Genomic DNA, 15663 nt, shown 5'->3' on the forward strand with positions numbered 1-15663 from the left:
ATTCGATGACGTCGATCCCTATGAATGAACTAATTGGTGTGAAGCTTGTCCATTTTATTGATCCGTCGGTAGAGGGTTGCGCGGGACATGCCCATGTCTTTGGCTACTTGCGTTGCTGGTTCGCCGGCCTGAAGGAGTTTCACCGCGGTACGGATCTGGGACTCGGTAAAGGTCGGGCGACGGCCTCCGAGATCGCCGCCGGTGGTGCGGCGTTTGGTGACGGAGTCGTTGATGCGTTCCCGTTTGATTTCCAGCTCCATCTGCGCGAGTGCTGCCATGACGGTGAAGACCATGGCGCCCATTGGGGTTTTGGTGTCGACGTCACCGCCGCCCAAGTTCAGCACCCGTAAACCAATATTTCGCTCACGAAGTTCTTCGGCTAATTCGAGCATTTTTTGGGTGGAGCGCCCAAGTCGGTCCAAGGTGGTGATCACGAGCGTGTCGTTCGGGTGCAGCGATTCGAGCGCCTTACCGAGTCCGGGCCGCTTCGCCAGTGCGCCGGATAGGCCGTGGTCGATATAGAGGTCATCGCGTCGGACCCCAGTCGCAAGAAGATCCTGGATTTGCCGGTCGGCGTCTTGGGCTTTGGTTGATACGCGGGCGTAGCCGATCAGTTTGGGCATTGGTCCTTCGAAAGTGTCTCGCAACTAATGGTGTAGACACGATTTTACGCCATCGGTTGCGACACATAGTTACGAGAATTCTAGACCATTGAGTTTCCGTGGATTTTTCACCGGGGGAGTGAGGTTCGACGAGACGTCTTGCAACCTATAGGTTGCAAGACGTCTCTTAGATAAATGGGCTCTTCAGGATTGAGGGTGTAAACGCCGTCTAAACCCACCGGTCTCCAACAACGACCGGGCGATATAGTGCGCCAGATTCTTGAACCCCAACGCGATACCTCGCAGATGCTCCAACCTGCCATTCAAAGCCTCGGTAGGACCATTCGAACTACCAATATGATCAAAGTACGCGAGAATGTCCGTCTTCCTCCTGCGCAGGGTGCCGCCGAGCTTTTTCAGCTCCGGCAACCCTTTCGGTACCTTCGTGCCAACTTCGTTGATCAGTTGCTCCAAGGCCCACCGTCCGACCTCGGGCTTCGGTTGCCGGTAGGCATCCACCATCTTCTGATACACGCTCCAGACCAATTGAACCGGCTCATACTCCGGCTCCTTGAACAGGTCTTCAAGCTTGGTCTTCTGCTTTTCCGTAGCCAAGGATAGTCCCGTGGTCAGCGTTCGCCTGCACTTGTAAAGCGGGTCATCCTTGCGTCCTCGACGCCCATGTTGCTCACGTTGAATCCGTTGCCGGGTCTGGTCCAGCGCCTCGGAACCTAGTTTGACTACATGGAATGGATCCAACACCTCCACCGCGTGGGGTAGCTCCTCGACGGCAGCTGTTTTGAAGCCGGTGAAACCGTCCATTGCGACGACTTCAATGCCCTGTTTCCATTGTTCTTCTTGATCAGCCAGCCAGGTTTTGAATACAGCTTTGGATCTTCCAGGGACCATGTCGATCAGTCGTGCGGTACCGGTGCCGTCACGCACCGCGGTGAGGTCCACAATCACGGTGACGTATTTGTCGCCGGTTCGGGTATGCCGCCAAACATGTTCATCGACTCCCAGCACTTTGACCCCGTCGAAGCGGGTTGGATCATCAATCAGTAAGCGTTGACCTTCAGCCAGCACAGCCTCATTGGCGGTATTCCAGGTGACGCCGAGGCCTTCGGCAATTCGGGAGACTGACAAGTGGTGGCAGACCAGTCCAACCAGCGCCCAGCGTAGCCCGGTCCTGCTGATTTTCTGGCGTGGCGCTACTGCTTGGGACAGCTCTTCACGCCAGACTCGTTGGCAATTGGCGCAACGGTAGCGGCGGTGTTTGATGACTAGGACAGTGGGACGCCAGCCCAATGGTTCGTGGGCGAGGCGGCGGGTGACGGTATCGCGTGGAATGCCTGCTGCTCCGCAGGTTTGGCACCAAGGGATCGGGTTGGTGACGTGGCAGAGGATTTCGGCTTTCGCTGCGCTCAGGTGTTGCCCGATTGCGGTCAGTCCCAAGCCGTCAAGATTGGTGAAAGTGGTGAGGTCTGGTGCGGTGAAGGTAGGATTGAGCAACGTCGAGGTCTTTCGAAAATGGCTAGTGTAGTAACTTCCATTCTTCTGGAAGACCTCGACTTTTTCGTGCTCGGCGACATGCCCGGGAATCGGGGTGTTGGTTTCAGGTGGTTACACTCTTATTCCTGAAGAGCCGATAAATGATTCAGTTCGTAAAACCAAAATTACAGTGTCAGAGCTATTTCCAGCCTGCGTTGGTGAGGAGGTCGACGATATGTCCTAGCCCCACATTTCTTAGGTGTGCAAATAGCTGCTGAGCAGGTGGCCAATTGCTCCGATAGGGTTCATCGCAAGATCCGGTGTAGAGTCCTCCGCCGGGTCCGGTGTAGAGTCCTCCGCCGGGTCCGGTGTAGAGTCCTCCGCCGGGTCCGGTGTAGAGTCCTCCGCCGGGTCCGGTGGACATGCCTCCGCCAGGACCAGTGTAGAGTCCTCCGCCGGGTCCGGTGGACATGCCTCCGCCAGGACCAGTGTAGAGTCCTCCGCCGGGACCTGTGTATTGTCCTCCACCAGGACCTGTGTATTGCCCTCCGCCCGGACCTGTGTATTGTCCTCCGCCGGGACCTGTGTAGTTATCGCGTGGCCAAGTAGTCATACACAAAATCTACCGCAGCTTACAGAAATTCCGCATCAAGTAACTAACATATTTGATGTGGATAAATATTTAAATCGGCAATTTCTAAAAATATGTGCATTAAAATCCATTAACTAACATTTTTTCCGGAAGCTATTTGTGCAAAAGATTTAAGTGTATCGAGGAAGAAAGCTAAAATTTCTCTGTTTTTTATATGCCCCCTATTGGGTGTCATTTGAAGGAAATCTCCAGCAGGAGGTAGGGGGTCAGGCTCTACTGAAAGAATGGTTTGGAGAACATTTTTGTATGCCAGTCGACTTTCCACGCTATCATGCGCGGCTTGGTTCCTTATTTTTTTAATCCATGATAGTTCAGAAGAGATTAGAGATAATGCGGTATAGAGCGGACTATCTTCTTCGAAATATATATCGCATCTATTTCGCACTTCAGATGCTTCGGACCAGTCTAAGAAACGGCTTCCTATCGATGAGGAAATGAGTCTTCTCGCATGCTGTCGGTCTTTCGGTGAAACGAAAGTGACTATGGAGTTTCCTTCGATAGTTTTTTCACCTGTTAGGTAAGAGATGAACAAACTCTCAATGAAATTCTCATGTGCGCGAGCGGCTCTAAGAATAATGCTTTCGTATATCAGGGATCGAGTGCTGGAATCAACGATATGATTTACCGCATGTAAACGCAGTGACTCGCATCCATCAATTTCGGAGATTAATTCATTTAAATAATCATTCACTGGCATTTTAGTGACCGATAATATATTCGACAATGAAGGTCGTGCGTTGCTCTCTTACTAGCTGATCTGTCGTAGCACGTCTTGATCCTTGGATGAATTCCTGCCATTCGAGCGGAGTGATGCCCTGCCAGTCTTTGGAAGTGTAAACATCGAATTGTGCTGACATATCGTCTAAAGCCACTCTAGCTCGGGAGGGTGAGAAATTTTTTCCACTATTCGTGACTGTCTTAGCGTGAAGTGCTGGCAGGCGTGGAACGCCCTCAGTGAGGTGGGACACGGCCAGGAATGCAGAATAGAAGAGGTGTATACGCGCAAAGTTACTACCTCGGAGATCCTCAGCGTTGAAAATCTTAGAAATGACGGTCATGGTTTCATCGAATATCTCTACCGCTTGATCTACTTCGAATTCTGCATCGTCATATTCGCGGTAGAAGGATGGAATCTGCTTTTTTGAAGAAATTCCTCTAATAAGTGCGCCAAGAAGATCTGCCGCGAGTTCTACCTCACCCATTCTTGCTAATTGCGCATCACTAAATATTCCTGCTTCTTTCCAGAACTCGGCATATTTGTGGCCCATCTCATGAGCACTTGTTTTAAATGAACCAAGGTAATTAGCATTTAGAAGTTCAGTGCTATTCAGCTTTACGGAGTAAGTGTTGAGCCTCGCGAAGATATCTAGTAACTCGTTGAGTTCTGTATTAAAAAGAACATCCACGCCGATTTCATATTGCAAAAACTCATCTCTTTCAAAGTCCTCTAATTCGGAGTATTTTATACCCGCAAATTGTGGATTGTGTGTTCTTGAAACTGTGAAGTTGTCACTCATGAACTCTAAAATGGACCTAAGGCGTTGCTGACCATCCACCACCGTCCTAAGGTTTCTACCGTCTACAAGACTCTGAGTAATTAGCACCTTGGGCATTGGCTTGCCGCGAAGTATGGTGTCGATGAGATACGACTTTGCTTTCGTGGTCCAGACGGCACGCCTTTGAAAGGCAGGAGAAAGAGAAAGCAATCCCGAGCTATGCCATTCTGCAAAATCAGAAACGCTGTATGTTCTAGTATCAAATTTTTTCATTAGACAACTCCCAAGGGCCTAAATTATTACCCAGGTTTCAATTTTGGCTAGCAACTATAGGGTTTATGTTCTCATGTTAGCTATGCGGGAAGGCTAATGGTATGTTCCCGCGCATCGCTGGATCTGATCTAACATCTTTTGAAAGTCGAGATAGGAGCTGAGGATAAATCCATTCAACCGAAACTATCCATAGACCGTTTTCGGTTGATTTGGTAAAATTAAGTAGGACGAGTTTCTTGGAAGGAGCCGGTGATGGACGAGAAGTTTGATATTGAGGAACGGTGGCCGGAACTGTTTGCGCAGCTTGATGCCACCCAGCGCAATGCCGTTCGGCAGTCACTAGCCGCGGCCTGGCATGAGGGATGGGTCCCGAACCGCGAGGACGTCGAGAACCTGACCGACGAGGCCCGCGGCGCGATCGACGAGGCCGAGTATCTGCGCCGTGTTGACGCGGCGGCTGAGCGGCATCGGTCCGGTGCTCATGTGGTGACCAATTGACCGATTTTGATACTTGGGAGTCGTATTTCTATCCTCCGCCGGATCATGCGACGATGCGGAATCTGCTGGGTGAGCGTGACCCGGCGGTGTTGGCCCAGAAAGAGTATGGTCGCACTGCTTGGCGGCAGCGACAGCTTAACGCTGATCCGTCCCTGGTTGCCCACACGTACGATGCTGAGCACCTGCGTACGATCCATCGGCACTTGTTCCAGGACGTTTATGAGTGGGCGGGGGAGTATCGCACCCAGAATATGAGCAAGGGCAATGCGATGCGTGGTTTTGCTGATGTGTATTCGGGCGAGATCGACCGCTACCTGGCCGATGCTCAGCGTCTGGTGCAGCAGACCGATTGGGGCCGGTTGGACCGCGAGCAGTTCGGTGCTGCGGCGGCCAATGTTTTCGCTCATGTGAACCAGGCCCATCCATTCCGGGAAGGCAATGGGCGTTCCTCGAAGGTGTTCATGGAGCATGTGGCTCAGCAATCCCGCTTTACTTTGGACTATGCGCGGGTGAGCCCGCAGGTGTGGAATCAGGCGTCGGAGTTCAGTGCTCCGGATCTTGGCCGGTATGAGGTGGTACCGGATTCGCTGGTGCCGGTGTTCGGGCATATCGCGGTCGAGCGGACTCCGACGGCAACGCCAGGGGTCGACCCGGCGGCGCTGGCCCGGTCACCACTGAGCGCCAGTTATCCCAAGGCGCCTGGTTCCTCCAAGGATTCTGACCGGAGCGCTCCTACGGGGCAGCAGTCCCCGCCACGTGGCGCTGGTAGGCCTGGGCGCGGGTATGGCACCAATGGACCAGGAGTAGGACGATGAGCCACGTTATTGGATATGCGCGGGTGAGCACCAGGGAACAGAATCCCGAGGCCCAGGAAGCGGAGCTGCGAGCGGCCGGGGCAGCCCGCGTTTATGTTGATCACGGTGAGTCCAGTCGGTTCGAGGACCGGCCGCAGTGGATCGCTTGCCTGGACCATCTGATGGATGGCGATACCCTCATCATTCGCGCGCTGGATCGCATCGCGGGCAGTGAGCTGATGGCGATTGAAATCATCCGGGACTTGGGCCGCCGCGGCGTACGCATCAAGAGTCTCACCGAGCCCTTCCTGGACGTTGATACGTCCACACCTATGGGTGAGGCCATTGTGGGCATCATGGCCGTGCTGGCCCAGCTTCGTATCTCGACGATTCGAGAAAATACCCGCCGCGGTTTGGCCCACGCGCGAGCCCAGGGCCGTGTCGGCGGACGCCCGTCGGTGATGACAGTGGAGCGGACCGAAGCCGCGGTGAAAATGCGCGCCGAGGGGCAGAGCATCGCGCACATCGCCAAGGTGCTCGGTGTCGGGTCGTCGTCCGTGTCCCGGGCACTGGCCCGCATCGAAGATGAGCGCGCAGCGTTCACCTCGATAGTTGATGGAGTCCTGTCCGATCACGTGCCCGACGGGGCACCGCTTGACGGTTCAGACCATTCTTCCCCCTCCTCCCGATAAATGCCGCCCTGCACACCACAGACCCCCGTCCAGGGTGCGGCGTAGCCGCATCACGCAGTGACGCGAAGCGCCCTTGACGGGGGTCTGTGGTGTGTAATCATTTGGGCATCGGGGGGAGGGGAACCACTACCACCGAGGCCGTGCAAGGGCCGCGATATTCTCACTGCAACATTTCGACGTAAAGGTGACTTGCGGCCGGTGTGCGGGCGGTCAGTCAGGGTCCCGCTGTCCACCTGTGGGCGGGACAAGACCGAAGGAAATATCTTGTGCCGTCCACAGGTGGTCAGGGGGCTAGATTACGAACTAGACGATGATTCTTCGACGCCCTGTGGGGCGTCTTTTTCATTGGAAACTGAATCGGTCTGCGCGGCAGACTTCGGCCCAGTTTTACGTGTGGAACGGCGACGGGCGCGAACCTTCTTGTCCGGCTCGGCGTAGCCGATTTTCCGCAACTCCTCGACTGACCATCCGGCGGATATTGCAGCGTTGAACGCCTTGACGTCGTCGCGCTCAGCATCACCAACTCGTTTCGCAATTTGGGCTTGAATCTCGGCAAGTTCTCGGGCCGTCTTCTCGCGCACATCTGCGAGACTTTGACGCGCTTCTCCAACCAAGCGGATAGCGCTAATTCGATCTTCCTGGGCACGCCGCGCGCGCTCCACTGCTTCTTCAATACTCGGTTCCTTAGCCATGCTTCCATCGTACGAAAGATGCACGGGCGCGTCGATGTTTCGTCGGCATAAAAGAGAATTCGCGGCGGAGCCGCAACCGCTCGCGTCTGCCAACGCGAGAAAAAGAGAAACGGTGTTCCCGACGGAGCAAGCTATAGACTTAGGTCCCCTAAGTCGATTTGTCCTCGACTTCGTGTCGAGGATGGGGCACACTGGAAGTGTGGTCCCCGCACAAGGCGGGGTCGCTGCGCTGGGCCGAAAGAAGGTGATCCCGTTGGGTGACGAACAGACTCCCACAGGTCGCTTGTTCGCGCGCCGACGTCGTGCCAACGTCGAAGGAGGACGGCAGCACCATCACAAGGTGAAGGTAACGCCCGAAGAAGAAGGCATGCTGCTTCGGCTGGCCGAGGCGCAGCACGTGACCATCCCTCGCCTCCTCGTTGAGTCTGCTCTGGCATCGGAGGCCTCCGAGACTCCCACGGAACGAAAGCAAGCGATGGCTGAACTGTTCGCATTGCATCGTCTGTTGGTAGCCATCTCCAACAACGTGAACCAGATCGCACGACATACGAATGCCACCGGCGAGGTGCAGCCTGCCACCGTCTCAACGTTGGCTAAGGTCCGTGAAGTTGCCGAACGCATTGACGCCGCAATTGATGGGCTGAGCCTGTCATGATGCCGAACATTGTGCGCGGTGATCGCATGGCCGGTTTGATGACCTACCTGGCTGGTCCGGGGCGTTCCAATGAACACACCGAACCGCACCTTGTAGCCGGTGATCCGGCCATGATGGCCTGGCACGATGATGCCGAGTTGAGCCGTGATGCTGCTCTGGCAATTGCACGACACCTCGACCGTCCGCGCAAGGCCTTTGAGGTGGAAGTCAACGGCGGTCACGTCTGGCACTGTTCCCTGTCGCTGCGCGCCGATGAAGGTGCGCTCTCCGATGAAAAGTGGAACGAGATTGCCAACGACTTCGTGAAGGCCATGGGCTTCGACGACAACGAAGGAACCAAGGCACCTTGCCGCTGGGTTGCCGTTCATCACGGAGTGTCAAAGAACGGCAACGACCACATACACCTGGCCGTGAATCTGGTTCGCGAGGATGGCACCAAGGCCTCTGTCCATAATGACTTCCGCCGCGCGCAGGCCGCCGCTCGTGCTCTTGAAGTAGAGCATGGTTTGGAACCGTTGGAATCTGCCCAGGCGCAACGCGCGACCCGCGGTTATGACCCTGCCGAACGGGAAGCCCAGGCATGTTCCCGCGCCCGGGCAAAGTACGAACGCACCCGTGCCAAGCAGGGCAAGAAATCTCCATCGTGGGAGAACCTTTCCGGGGCCGACCGTAAGGCGCACATCGCTGCCGAGCTGCGCACTGACCAGCCTCGTTTCCTAATGTCTTTGAAGGTGCGGGCCGCCTCGACTGCAAGTAACAGTGAAGCGGAATTCGTGCGCCGCATGCGCCGTGACGGTCTGCTGGTTCGCGCTCGGTTTGCCGACGGACGAACCGACGTCGTGACTGGCTATTCGGTGGCCGAACGTCCCGAGGCCGGAGAACGGCCGATCTGGTACGGCGGGGGACACCTTGGCCGTGATCTGACGCTGCCACGGTTACGTGATGGCTGGCCCGATACTCCCACCGGAGCAACCGAGGCCGCGGCCGAATGGAACGCTGCGAAGCGCGGCCGCCGCGTCGTCGCGCCGGGCCGCGAAGCACACGAACCCAATCCGGAATTGTGGGATCAGCGCAACGCTGAACTACGCGAGCTGGTGGACCGGCTGCGCGCTGTTCCAGTCGATGACCGCGACACCTGGGCGACCGTGGCACGCCAAACCTCCGGGGCCTTGGCCGCATGGTCTAACGCGACCGAGCGCACGCCCGGAGACCTCGCTGCCGCTGCCGAAGCGTTGTCTCGTTCCGCGCAAACGTATGAACGTACCGTAAGCCCCCAAAAGGCCGGCACCGTTGCCCTGTCCGGTGCAGCCATGCTCTTGGCCAGCGCCGCCCGTGGCGGACAGGGCACTGTCGCCCAGGCGGCGATGGTGCGCCAGCTCTTGCGTCTGACCCAGGCAGTGCATGACGCCTGTGTGGCAGGGCAGCAAGCACGGCAAGCGAAGCTGCTGGCCGAGGACACTCGCGCGCGGCTGGTCCGCGTTCGTGATGCCATGCCTCAGGTGCCTACCGCAACCAAGGGCAGCGCCACGGCAACCCTTGAACGCCCGCGCACGCTCGATCCCGAGGCACAGGCCATGCTTGACCGGCTGCACGCCGGGCAGGGTAAGCCCGCTACCGCGGCGGCTTCACCCATCCCCAACAAGATCGAGCCAGTCAAGACCCATCAGACCACCAAGCCGGGTACGGACCGCGGCCCGGAACGATAGGATAGGGGGCCGATCATGGCCGAGGAATCAGATGGAATTGAGGAAGCCTTCGAAGGCCAATTGAGAGTCCTGGTCACCGCTGCCGGGCAAATTGCCGAACGGATGGCCCGAGCGCGCGAGGATGCATTGCGTCGAGCGCAAGCGGCCAGCGAGCAGGAAGCGCGCGAGCTGCAATCCCGGTTCGCCGCAGAGCAGCGTGCCGCCCGTGTGGAGATGAGCAATGTTCATCGCGCGGAGTGGTGGGACCGGGCCACCCCGGAACAGATCGGCCACACGTATCAGGTGGCCCGCGCCTGGTCCAAGGAAGAACCCGAAGCGGTTCGAGCTGAACAGCGGATGCGCGATGAACTGCGCACCCGCTACTCGGTCGACGTCGAGAGTGCGGGAGCGGACCCCGAAGCCGTTCGCCAGGCTGTCCAACGCGAGCTGGCCAAATCCGAGCATGACAGGGCGGCCGCGGCCGCCGAACAGTCACGCTCCGAGCAGGAACGAGCTGAAGCGCAACGGCTGATGACGATGGCAGACCAGGACGAGCGCCGGGCCGAGGAATCCCGGGCTGCTGCCGTACATGAGCCGGACCCCGAGGAACGCGTGCGTGCCGCCGCCGAAGCTGAACAGCACGAGGCAGAGGCCGCCCGTGCCCGAGAGGACGGGCGCACCGTTTACGACAGTGCCGAGCGCCGTGCAGGCACCGCCCAGAGCCTCGAAGCCCAAGGTATTGACCGCGAGGTGGTGGCCACACGCCTGCGGGCAGACGTCAGCCAGGGAAAACCCGCCACCGAGGCCGTCAAGGGCGCCGGGAAGTCCAAAGCACCCAAGGCCCGTAAGACCCGCGGCCATGGCACCCAAGTCCAACGAGCGGGCCTGGATCGGTGAGAACAGAAACGATTTGGACAGTGAAGTTGCCCATTCATTGAATTGCAGCTAGGTAAAATATTTTGAAAGGCCTTCAGCGTTGGAAAATTACGTTAAAGAACGTCTAAAGTCACAGATCCTATCGCTGCCGATATTCATTGTAATTGCATTCATGGTTGATCTGATTTGGCACATGACTGAAGCTACGCCGCTTGGGTTTACTACCCTGTGGGCCGGTATTCTTGTTCCTTGTACTGCCGTCTTGATCTTTGCCACCGTACCGACCTTGATTAAGAAAACTCGATCCGTGGTACGTGATCTGATCGGTGTCTTTCTCGGCGCGACACTGTTTGGCGTAATTGCCAGTCTCCCCGTCTGGAGTTCGACAGCAGGACTAAGTGATGTTGCTCGGGGAGACTACGCATCAGGTGTGATGCTGTCACCGTTTATGGGATTGATCGTCGTAGCGATCTTTGCTATTTCCTCGGGATTTTTTGAATACCTATTGCATCGACGTATTCGGACCCGCAGCACGAAAAGGTAGATCATTCGGTAAGGGTGAGTCGAACCAGGTAGCCACTGAACTACGGCTTTATTGACGCCATTGGAAATGATTACGTTGTTGACGTAACGACCCGGTTCTAAGTAACAGGCACAAGACAGGGACCGCACCTACCAGGTGCGGTCCCTCTCATGTTGCCGGTTACGTTGCAGGTGAAGGCATCGGTTCCAACCGGCGTACGAACTTCACCAACAAGCCCAAGACCAGGAAGCCGATGAACAGCCCTCCCAGGCCAGCGGGCACGGTCCAAAGCCATAGCCAGGCATTCGTCTGTGCGTGTGGGTACATCGCAGAAACGAGAATGGACGGGGTGCTGATGATGGCCAAAGCCATGACGGCAGCGGGCAAGCTGGCCACCAGGGCCTTGGCGGAGCCAGCAAGAACGTTCTCAGAAGGCATGACGTGCTTGAAGGTATTGCGGCCCAAGCACCAAAGCGCCATGAGGCTGGTGGTCAACAATGACCACCAAAGAGCGTATCCAGTGACTTGTATTGCTTCGTTCATGGTGTTTCCTCACTTTCAGATGATTCGTTGAAAACTAGCCCGGCCATTCTTCGACGGGTGGTTCCGGTTCCTCCTCCCGCGCTACGCCATCTTTTGTTTCGTGGACTTGGCGTTGGTCAGGGAATAAGCCCTCCGGCGGCGCTGCATAAGGCAACGGCTGCCCTTTTTTGGACTTGTTTTCGTCGGCGTCCGCTGCCGAGGAAAACGGCCCATCCGGGTCCAGTAAAACCGCCATATGGTGGTCCGCGTGGTCACGCCACCACACGCTCATCCCGGTGCTGGGGTCCATGCGCAGATGTTCCCAGGAACGCCACAGCGCTTCCAGACGGATCACTGCCTCGTCATATTCCCACCACCGGGCAGCCCAGACCCGCGACCGGCCGTTGATCGCCCGACGATAGACATTGCGCAGGTACTCACGGACAAACTCATCAACGGAACCGAAGTAAAGGGTTTCCTCTGGTTCAGCCTCGCCCTCGTCGTCCTGGCCTTCTTCAGCCGCGTCGTTGGCCTCGACCTGTTCGGTCACGGCGGCCACGGCCGCCTGGACAGCTCGCTCCCTGAGGGATTCCAACATCTCCTCAGTCAAGGCTTCATCAACCGCGGACGTGGCCACGTTATTGATCTGCTTACGAACCGAGGCCTTGACCGCTGCATCGACATATTCACCGGCAAGCCCGCCAATGTCGAGCCCAAACACCCGCCCAGGCGAGCGGGGAGGATCGGCGGCAGCGGAAGGCTGCCCCTCGTTTTCGGTGTATTCGTCCTCTCCCCAGTCGCTCATCATGCACCCTCCGTGCTCAACGCGGATTCAACCACCGAGAGTTCCTTCTCAGCTTCGAGAATCGTTTTCTCAGCCTCGGGATCATGGGCCAGGATCGACGCCCGCACGGCGTCAGCGTGCGGGCCAGCCATCCACGGCTGCGTGCGGATCAACGTGGGCCGGTTACCCGAGGACAGCACCACAGCGCGCCCCTTGGGCATGGCAGCCAGGTCGTCGACGTCCAGAATGCGCTCACGGTGAAGCTGCTGCGAGACGGTGCGCTGCCCGCGCCCATACGAGGTGGAGGAAGTCAGACGGTCATAGTCACCGATCATGCGGGCAAGATCCTCGAGGAAACTGCCGTCATGGGTGGTGCCACCGCCCCCGTAGACGCGGATATTCGATGCGCTCCACAGCTTCTTCATCCCGGATTCACCCCACACCTCGACGCCCTGGGACCAGCTCTGCAGAATCGTCATGAGGATGATTCCCCGGGAACCATAGTGGCTGTAGAGGTTCGGCAGATCGCGCCACCGGCAGACGTTGGCGGCCTCGTCAAGTACTCCCACCAGAGGAGTCTTTAGCCGGCCCCCGGCAGACCGGGCGGCCAGCTCCTCAGCGGCTTCCACCACGGCGACTGTGAGCGCGGTGACCAACGGTCCCGCGGTGCCCCGGCCTTCCTTGGACAAGGAATAGAGCGTGCCCCCATCACGAACGAACCCCGCCGGGTCAAAATGCGGCCGAGTATCGGCCGCCCCGCGAGGGGTCACCCAGGTGGAGACCTGGCGATTGGTCAGGCACGAGGCCATCTGCTGCGCCGTGCCATACACGCCGCCGCGCTGCTTTTCGGGAGCGTCAATCACACCGGCCACCTGATCGGCGGTCAACGCGAAACCATGCTCGCGAAGAACCTCCACCGCCGTGTCATCGGTGGGACGAGTCAGCCACGTGTACACGTCGGTAATGGCCCGGTGATCCAATGCGGCAGCCAGCAACAGACCGGCCAAAAGGTCCTGGCCTGCCGGGTCAAAATAGGCATCGGTCTTAGCGCCGGGGTCACGAGAGCCAGAGGCGAAGTGCCCGGCCAGCTTGGCCGCGCGCACTTCGTCAGTGACATACGAGAGCGGATTCCACCACCAGTTCGGTTCTTCCAAGGCAATCGACTGGGGATCAAAGACCCACACCGGGCCAGTCTTGGCCCGCACGTCCCTCGTGGCGTCCACGACGTCGCGTTTATTGGAGGTCACCAGGACGCCGCCTGGCGCATCGAGGATCGCCGGAACCGCGCGACTTGTCGTCTTACCTGTACGCGGACCCCAAATGTCGATGTGCATATCCTCCCAGGAGCCATGCAGCGGTGCTCCACCGCCGACGGTCCGGCCAATCGGCACACCGCAGGAGTTCTCGACGCCCAGCCGCTTGGCCGAAGCCTGCGCAGCCTTGGACGTCAACGATTCAATGTCCTTGCCCCGACCCATGTAGGACGCGGCACGGTCCACGCGGCTACGGCCCTTGCGCATGCGGCGAAGCATCAAGCCGAAGAGCACCGCCAGGACGATGACAACAAGGCCCATCCCGGCCAGTACCCACCATCCTGGCGCACCTGGCCAGTTCAGCTTGCCACCGAACAGACCGAACACCAGGGAGAACGGATCGGCGGGCAAAGCCTCGCCGGTCCCTGCAATCTTGTGGCCCAGGAACATCGCGGCGTAGATCGAGCCGACACCGACCACCACGACGATGATCCCGATCCAGACCAGGATCGCCTCAGAGCCCATGCCTCCGGGATCCCGGCGGCGGTTGTTTTGGATGCTCATGCTTCTGCCTCCTCGACGACATGCAGTGCACGGCGGCCGACGCGCGACCGTTCGTGCCAGAGCTTGTTGGTGTCATTGATAGATTTTTCAACGTCAGTCAGCTGCACATTGACGGGAATGCCTGGGCGGCCGCCAACCTTCACCAGGAATTTGCCGCGCCCCGGAGGGTCAGCTTCTTGCCCGGCAGCAGGGTCCCATGCAGGCGGGTCCTGCCAGCCGATCAACAAACCTTGTTCCGCTTCGGAGAACGGCACCGCGGCGGTGAGCTGGGGCATCTCGGCCGAGGGCAATCCGCCGCAGATGACCATGCCGGAACGCTCAACGAAACCGCGGGCCTTCATCCGGTCCTCCTCGCTGGCCAGGGCCAGCAGGTCGCTCATGGTGTGCGAAATCATTGCCATGCCGACACCGCGTTGACGGTTCAGACGTGTCAATGCGTCGACACGATCGACCATGCCGCGTCCGGCGCGCAGGGCACGCCACAGCTCGTCGAGGATGACGAAGTAGTGCCGCCGTGGTTCCAGCCCGGCATCAGCCAAAGCGTTGGCCACGTTGACCGTGCCGAACCCGGCAGACCAGCAGGCCAGCAACGTGGCGGCCTGTAGGTCCATTTCGGAATCGTCGATGGCGGACACGTCGTAGACCACCGGGGCATCGCGGCGCATCGGATTCGTTGTCTGGCGGGAGAACGTCTCGCCAAGACGCCCGCCCCCCACCAGGCCGATGAGTGAGGCTTCCAGGCTCTCGGTGATCGCCTTGTAACGGTTGTCATCGCCACGGTCCAGGGCCACAGCCCGCACTTCCTCCGGGCCGTCCTGGATCACCCGGAGCAGGTCACCCAGTACCGGCACACCCTCGTGATGAGCGTCGAGCCACTTCAAGGACCGGTCGATGATCGTTTCCTCGCGGTCCGTTGGTGGAGCTGAACGCAAAATCGTCAGGAGCGCCGAGACCATCGTGTGTCGGCGTCCGTGTGCATCGGCCATCACCTGGGCAGCTTCCTTCTCGTGCCCGGAAGCGCGCAGCCGCTCGGCGGCTTCGGTGGCTTCGCCGGGATCAAGCACGTTCAAGTACCCGCGCCCACGGCCCAGGGTGATGATCTGGCCGCCCATGGCCTCGATGAGGTCAACATAATCGGGCTTCAAATCTCCCAGAACCAGGGGCATTACGCCGTAACCAGCCAGCCCCGTGGCCATCCGTCGAACCAGCGTCGACTTGCCCAGGCCCGGCTTGCCCAATACGAAAGCACTCGGATTGCTGATGAGCTTGGCTCGCTGGAACCAGGAAATAGGATCGCAGCACAAGGTGGCTCCGGTGTGAATGTGGCGGCCGAGCGGGACACCAACCATCGGTGTTCCGGTGCCGATGGCAAACGGCCACATGCCGCACACCTGAACTGTGGTGCCGCGCCACTCGTCGGCTTGCTGCACATAAACTGACTGACCGCGGCCGCGGCCAATCCACCCACGCATGGGAGGTCGCTGGGGCTTGACCTCTACCGGCTCGGCCATGACTTTCAGTGCGCGCTTCTTATTGGTTTTGGAGAGGTTCTTCCACGGGTTCGGGAAGAACGACAGACCGCGCCGGGCCTCACGGTTACGTTGTTTGGCT

17 protein-coding genes are annotated in these 15663 nt (G+C 58.6%); 7 read left to right on the forward strand and 10 right to left on the reverse strand.

Annotation, left to right across the window (positions count from 1 at the left end; all coding sequences use genetic code 11):
* Positions 1–29: 29 nt before the first annotated feature.
* The 5 genes from AARI_RS00105 to AARI_RS00120 all read right to left on the reverse strand — a co-directional run bounded on the left by AARI_RS00105 (position 30) and on the right by AARI_RS00120 (position 4514).
* Complete coding sequence (locus AARI_RS00105; protein ID WP_013347371.1) at positions 30–623, reverse strand: recombinase family protein; 594 nt, start codon at positions 621–623, stop codon at positions 30–32.
* A gap of 183 nt (positions 624–806) precedes the next feature.
* On the reverse strand, positions 807–2114 hold the full coding sequence (locus tag AARI_RS00110) for an ISL3-like element ISAar19 family transposase (RefSeq protein ID WP_013347368.1): 1308 nt from the start codon (positions 2112–2114) through the stop codon (positions 807–809).
* 178 nt (positions 2115–2292) lie between these two features.
* Positions 2293–2565, reverse strand: a complete 273-nt coding sequence (locus tag AARI_RS00115) for a hypothetical protein (protein WP_193760140.1) — start codon at positions 2563–2565, stop codon at positions 2293–2295.
* Positions 2566–2815: 250 nt separating this feature from the next.
* On the reverse strand, positions 2816–3442 hold the full coding sequence (locus tag AARI_RS19010) for a hypothetical protein (RefSeq protein WP_013347373.1): 627 nt from the start codon (positions 3440–3442) through the stop codon (positions 2816–2818).
* Between the two features lies 1 nt (position 3443).
* Positions 3444–4514, reverse strand: coding sequence for a DUF262 domain-containing protein (locus AARI_RS00120; protein ID WP_013347374.1), 1071 nt, complete (start codon positions 4512–4514; stop codon positions 3444–3446).
* A 252-nt stretch (positions 4515–4766) separates the two neighbouring features.
* On the opposite strand from AARI_RS00120, the gene AARI_RS00125 reads away from it, so the two are divergent.
* Genes AARI_RS00125 through AARI_RS00135 form a run of 3 tightly spaced genes read left to right on the forward strand, consistent with a single transcriptional unit; the run spans position 4767 to position 6498 of the window.
* A complete protein-coding gene (locus tag AARI_RS00125) occupies positions 4767–5012 on the forward strand; it encodes an antitoxin VbhA family protein (RefSeq protein ID WP_013347375.1) in 246 nt (81 codons plus the stop codon).
* Positions 5009–5827, forward strand: a complete 819-nt coding sequence (locus tag AARI_RS00130; RefSeq protein WP_013347376.1) for a Fic/DOC family protein — start codon at positions 5009–5011, stop codon at positions 5825–5827. The genes AARI_RS00125 and AARI_RS00130 overlap by 4 nt, the downstream gene beginning before the upstream one ends.
* Complete coding sequence (locus AARI_RS00135) at positions 5824–6498, forward strand: recombinase family protein (RefSeq protein WP_013347377.1); 675 nt, start codon at positions 5824–5826, stop codon at positions 6496–6498. Before AARI_RS00130 ends, AARI_RS00135 begins: the two co-directional genes overlap by 4 nt.
* Before the next feature lie 296 nt (positions 6499–6794).
* Here the strand turns inward: AARI_RS00135 and AARI_RS00140 are convergent, their stop codons facing one another.
* Positions 6795–7190: a hypothetical protein gene (locus AARI_RS00140; RefSeq protein ID WP_041648192.1), complete on the reverse strand. Its 396-nt coding sequence runs from the start codon at positions 7188–7190 to the stop codon at positions 6795–6797.
* A 199-nt stretch (positions 7191–7389) separates the two neighbouring features.
* On the opposite strand from AARI_RS00140, the gene mobC reads away from it, so the two are divergent.
* The 4 genes from mobC to AARI_RS00160 all read left to right on the forward strand — a co-directional run bounded on the left by mobC (position 7390) and on the right by AARI_RS00160 (position 10950).
* Positions 7390–7845 (forward strand): plasmid mobilization relaxosome protein MobC, encoded by a 456-nt coding sequence (mobC, locus tag AARI_RS00145; protein ID WP_173362788.1) that lies wholly within the window; start codon positions 7390–7392, stop codon positions 7843–7845.
* Complete coding sequence (locus tag AARI_RS00150) at positions 7842–9551, forward strand: relaxase/mobilization nuclease domain-containing protein (protein ID WP_013347380.1); 1710 nt, start codon at positions 7842–7844, stop codon at positions 9549–9551. Before mobC ends, AARI_RS00150 begins: the two co-directional genes overlap by 4 nt.
* A 15-nt stretch (positions 9552–9566) precedes the next feature.
* Entirely contained in the window at positions 9567–10427 is an 861-nt protein-coding gene (locus AARI_RS00155; protein WP_013347381.1) for a hypothetical protein, read from the forward strand.
* Between the two features lie 79 nt (positions 10428–10506).
* Positions 10507–10950 carry a hypothetical protein gene (locus tag AARI_RS00160; RefSeq protein ID WP_041648194.1) on the forward strand — a complete coding sequence of 148 codons (444 nt, stop codon included), beginning with the start codon at positions 10507–10509 and terminating at the stop codon, positions 10948–10950.
* Positions 10951–11109: 159 nt separating this feature from the next.
* On the opposite strand, the gene AARI_RS00165 is transcribed toward AARI_RS00160, so the two are convergent.
* The 4 genes from AARI_RS00165 to AARI_RS00180 are packed head-to-tail and all read right to left on the reverse strand — an operon-like array spanning position 11110 to position 15563.
* Positions 11110–11472: a hypothetical protein gene (locus AARI_RS00165; RefSeq protein WP_013347382.1), complete on the reverse strand. Its 363-nt coding sequence runs from the start codon at positions 11470–11472 to the stop codon at positions 11110–11112.
* Positions 11473–11506: 34 nt separating this feature from the next.
* The gene (locus AARI_RS18305) at positions 11507–12259 is read right to left on the reverse strand and encodes a DUF4913 domain-containing protein (protein WP_013347383.1); all 753 of its coding nucleotides are present in this window, start codon (positions 12257–12259) and stop codon (positions 11507–11509) included.
* Positions 12256–14052: a TraM recognition domain-containing protein gene (locus AARI_RS00175; RefSeq protein ID WP_013347384.1), complete on the reverse strand. Its 1797-nt coding sequence runs from the start codon at positions 14050–14052 to the stop codon at positions 12256–12258. Before AARI_RS00175 ends, AARI_RS18305 begins: the two co-directional genes overlap by 4 nt.
* On the reverse strand, positions 14049–15563 hold the full coding sequence (locus AARI_RS00180; RefSeq protein ID WP_231849377.1) for a type IV secretory system conjugative DNA transfer family protein: 1515 nt from the start codon (positions 15561–15563) through the stop codon (positions 14049–14051). Before AARI_RS00180 ends, AARI_RS00175 begins: the two co-directional genes overlap by 4 nt.
* Positions 15564–15663: the final 100 nt, after the last annotated feature.

It is taken from the genome of Glutamicibacter arilaitensis Re117 (genome assembly GCF_000197735.1).
Lineage (GTDB): Bacteria > Actinomycetota > Actinomycetes > Actinomycetales > Micrococcaceae > Glutamicibacter > Glutamicibacter arilaitensis.

Bases quoted from the DNA above. Each gene is read 5' to 3' on its own strand.
- AARI_RS00105 (WP_013347371.1), bottom strand. From the start codon at position 623: ATGCCCAAACTGATCGGCTACGCCCGCGTATCAACCAAAGCCCAAGAC.
- AARI_RS00115 (WP_193760140.1), bottom strand. From the start codon at position 2,565: ATGTCCACCGGACCCGGCGGAGGACTCTACACTGGTCCTGGCGGAGGC.
- AARI_RS19010 (WP_013347373.1), bottom strand. From the start codon at position 3,442: ATGCCAGTGAATGATTATTTAAATGAATTAATCTCCGAAATTGATGGA.
- AARI_RS00120 (WP_013347374.1), bottom strand. From the start codon at position 4,514: ATGAAAAAATTTGATACTAGAACATACAGCGTTTCTGATTTTGCAGAA.
- AARI_RS00125 (WP_013347375.1), top strand. From the start codon at position 4,767: ATGGACGAGAAGTTTGATATTGAGGAACGGTGGCCGGAACTGTTTGCG.
- AARI_RS00135 (WP_013347377.1), top strand. From the start codon at position 5,824: ATGAGCCACGTTATTGGATATGCGCGGGTGAGCACCAGGGAACAGAAT.
- AARI_RS00140 (WP_041648192.1), bottom strand. From the start codon at position 7,190: ATGGCTAAGGAACCGAGTATTGAAGAAGCAGTGGAGCGCGCGCGGCGT.
- AARI_RS00150 (WP_013347380.1), top strand. From the start codon at position 7,842: ATGATGCCGAACATTGTGCGCGGTGATCGCATGGCCGGTTTGATGACC.
- AARI_RS00155 (WP_013347381.1), top strand. From the start codon at position 9,567: ATGGCCGAGGAATCAGATGGAATTGAGGAAGCCTTCGAAGGCCAATTG.
- AARI_RS00165 (WP_013347382.1), bottom strand. From the start codon at position 11,472: ATGAACGAAGCAATACAAGTCACTGGATACGCTCTTTGGTGGTCATTG.
- AARI_RS18305 (WP_013347383.1), bottom strand. From the start codon at position 12,259: ATGATGAGCGACTGGGGAGAGGACGAATACACCGAAAACGAGGGGCAG.
- AARI_RS00175 (WP_013347384.1), bottom strand. From the start codon at position 14,052: ATGAGCATCCAAAACAACCGCCGCCGGGATCCCGGAGGCATGGGCTCT.
- AARI_RS00180 (WP_231849377.1), bottom strand. From the start codon at position 15,563: ATGGCCGAGCCGGTAGAGGTCAAGCCCCAGCGACCTCCCATGCGTGGG.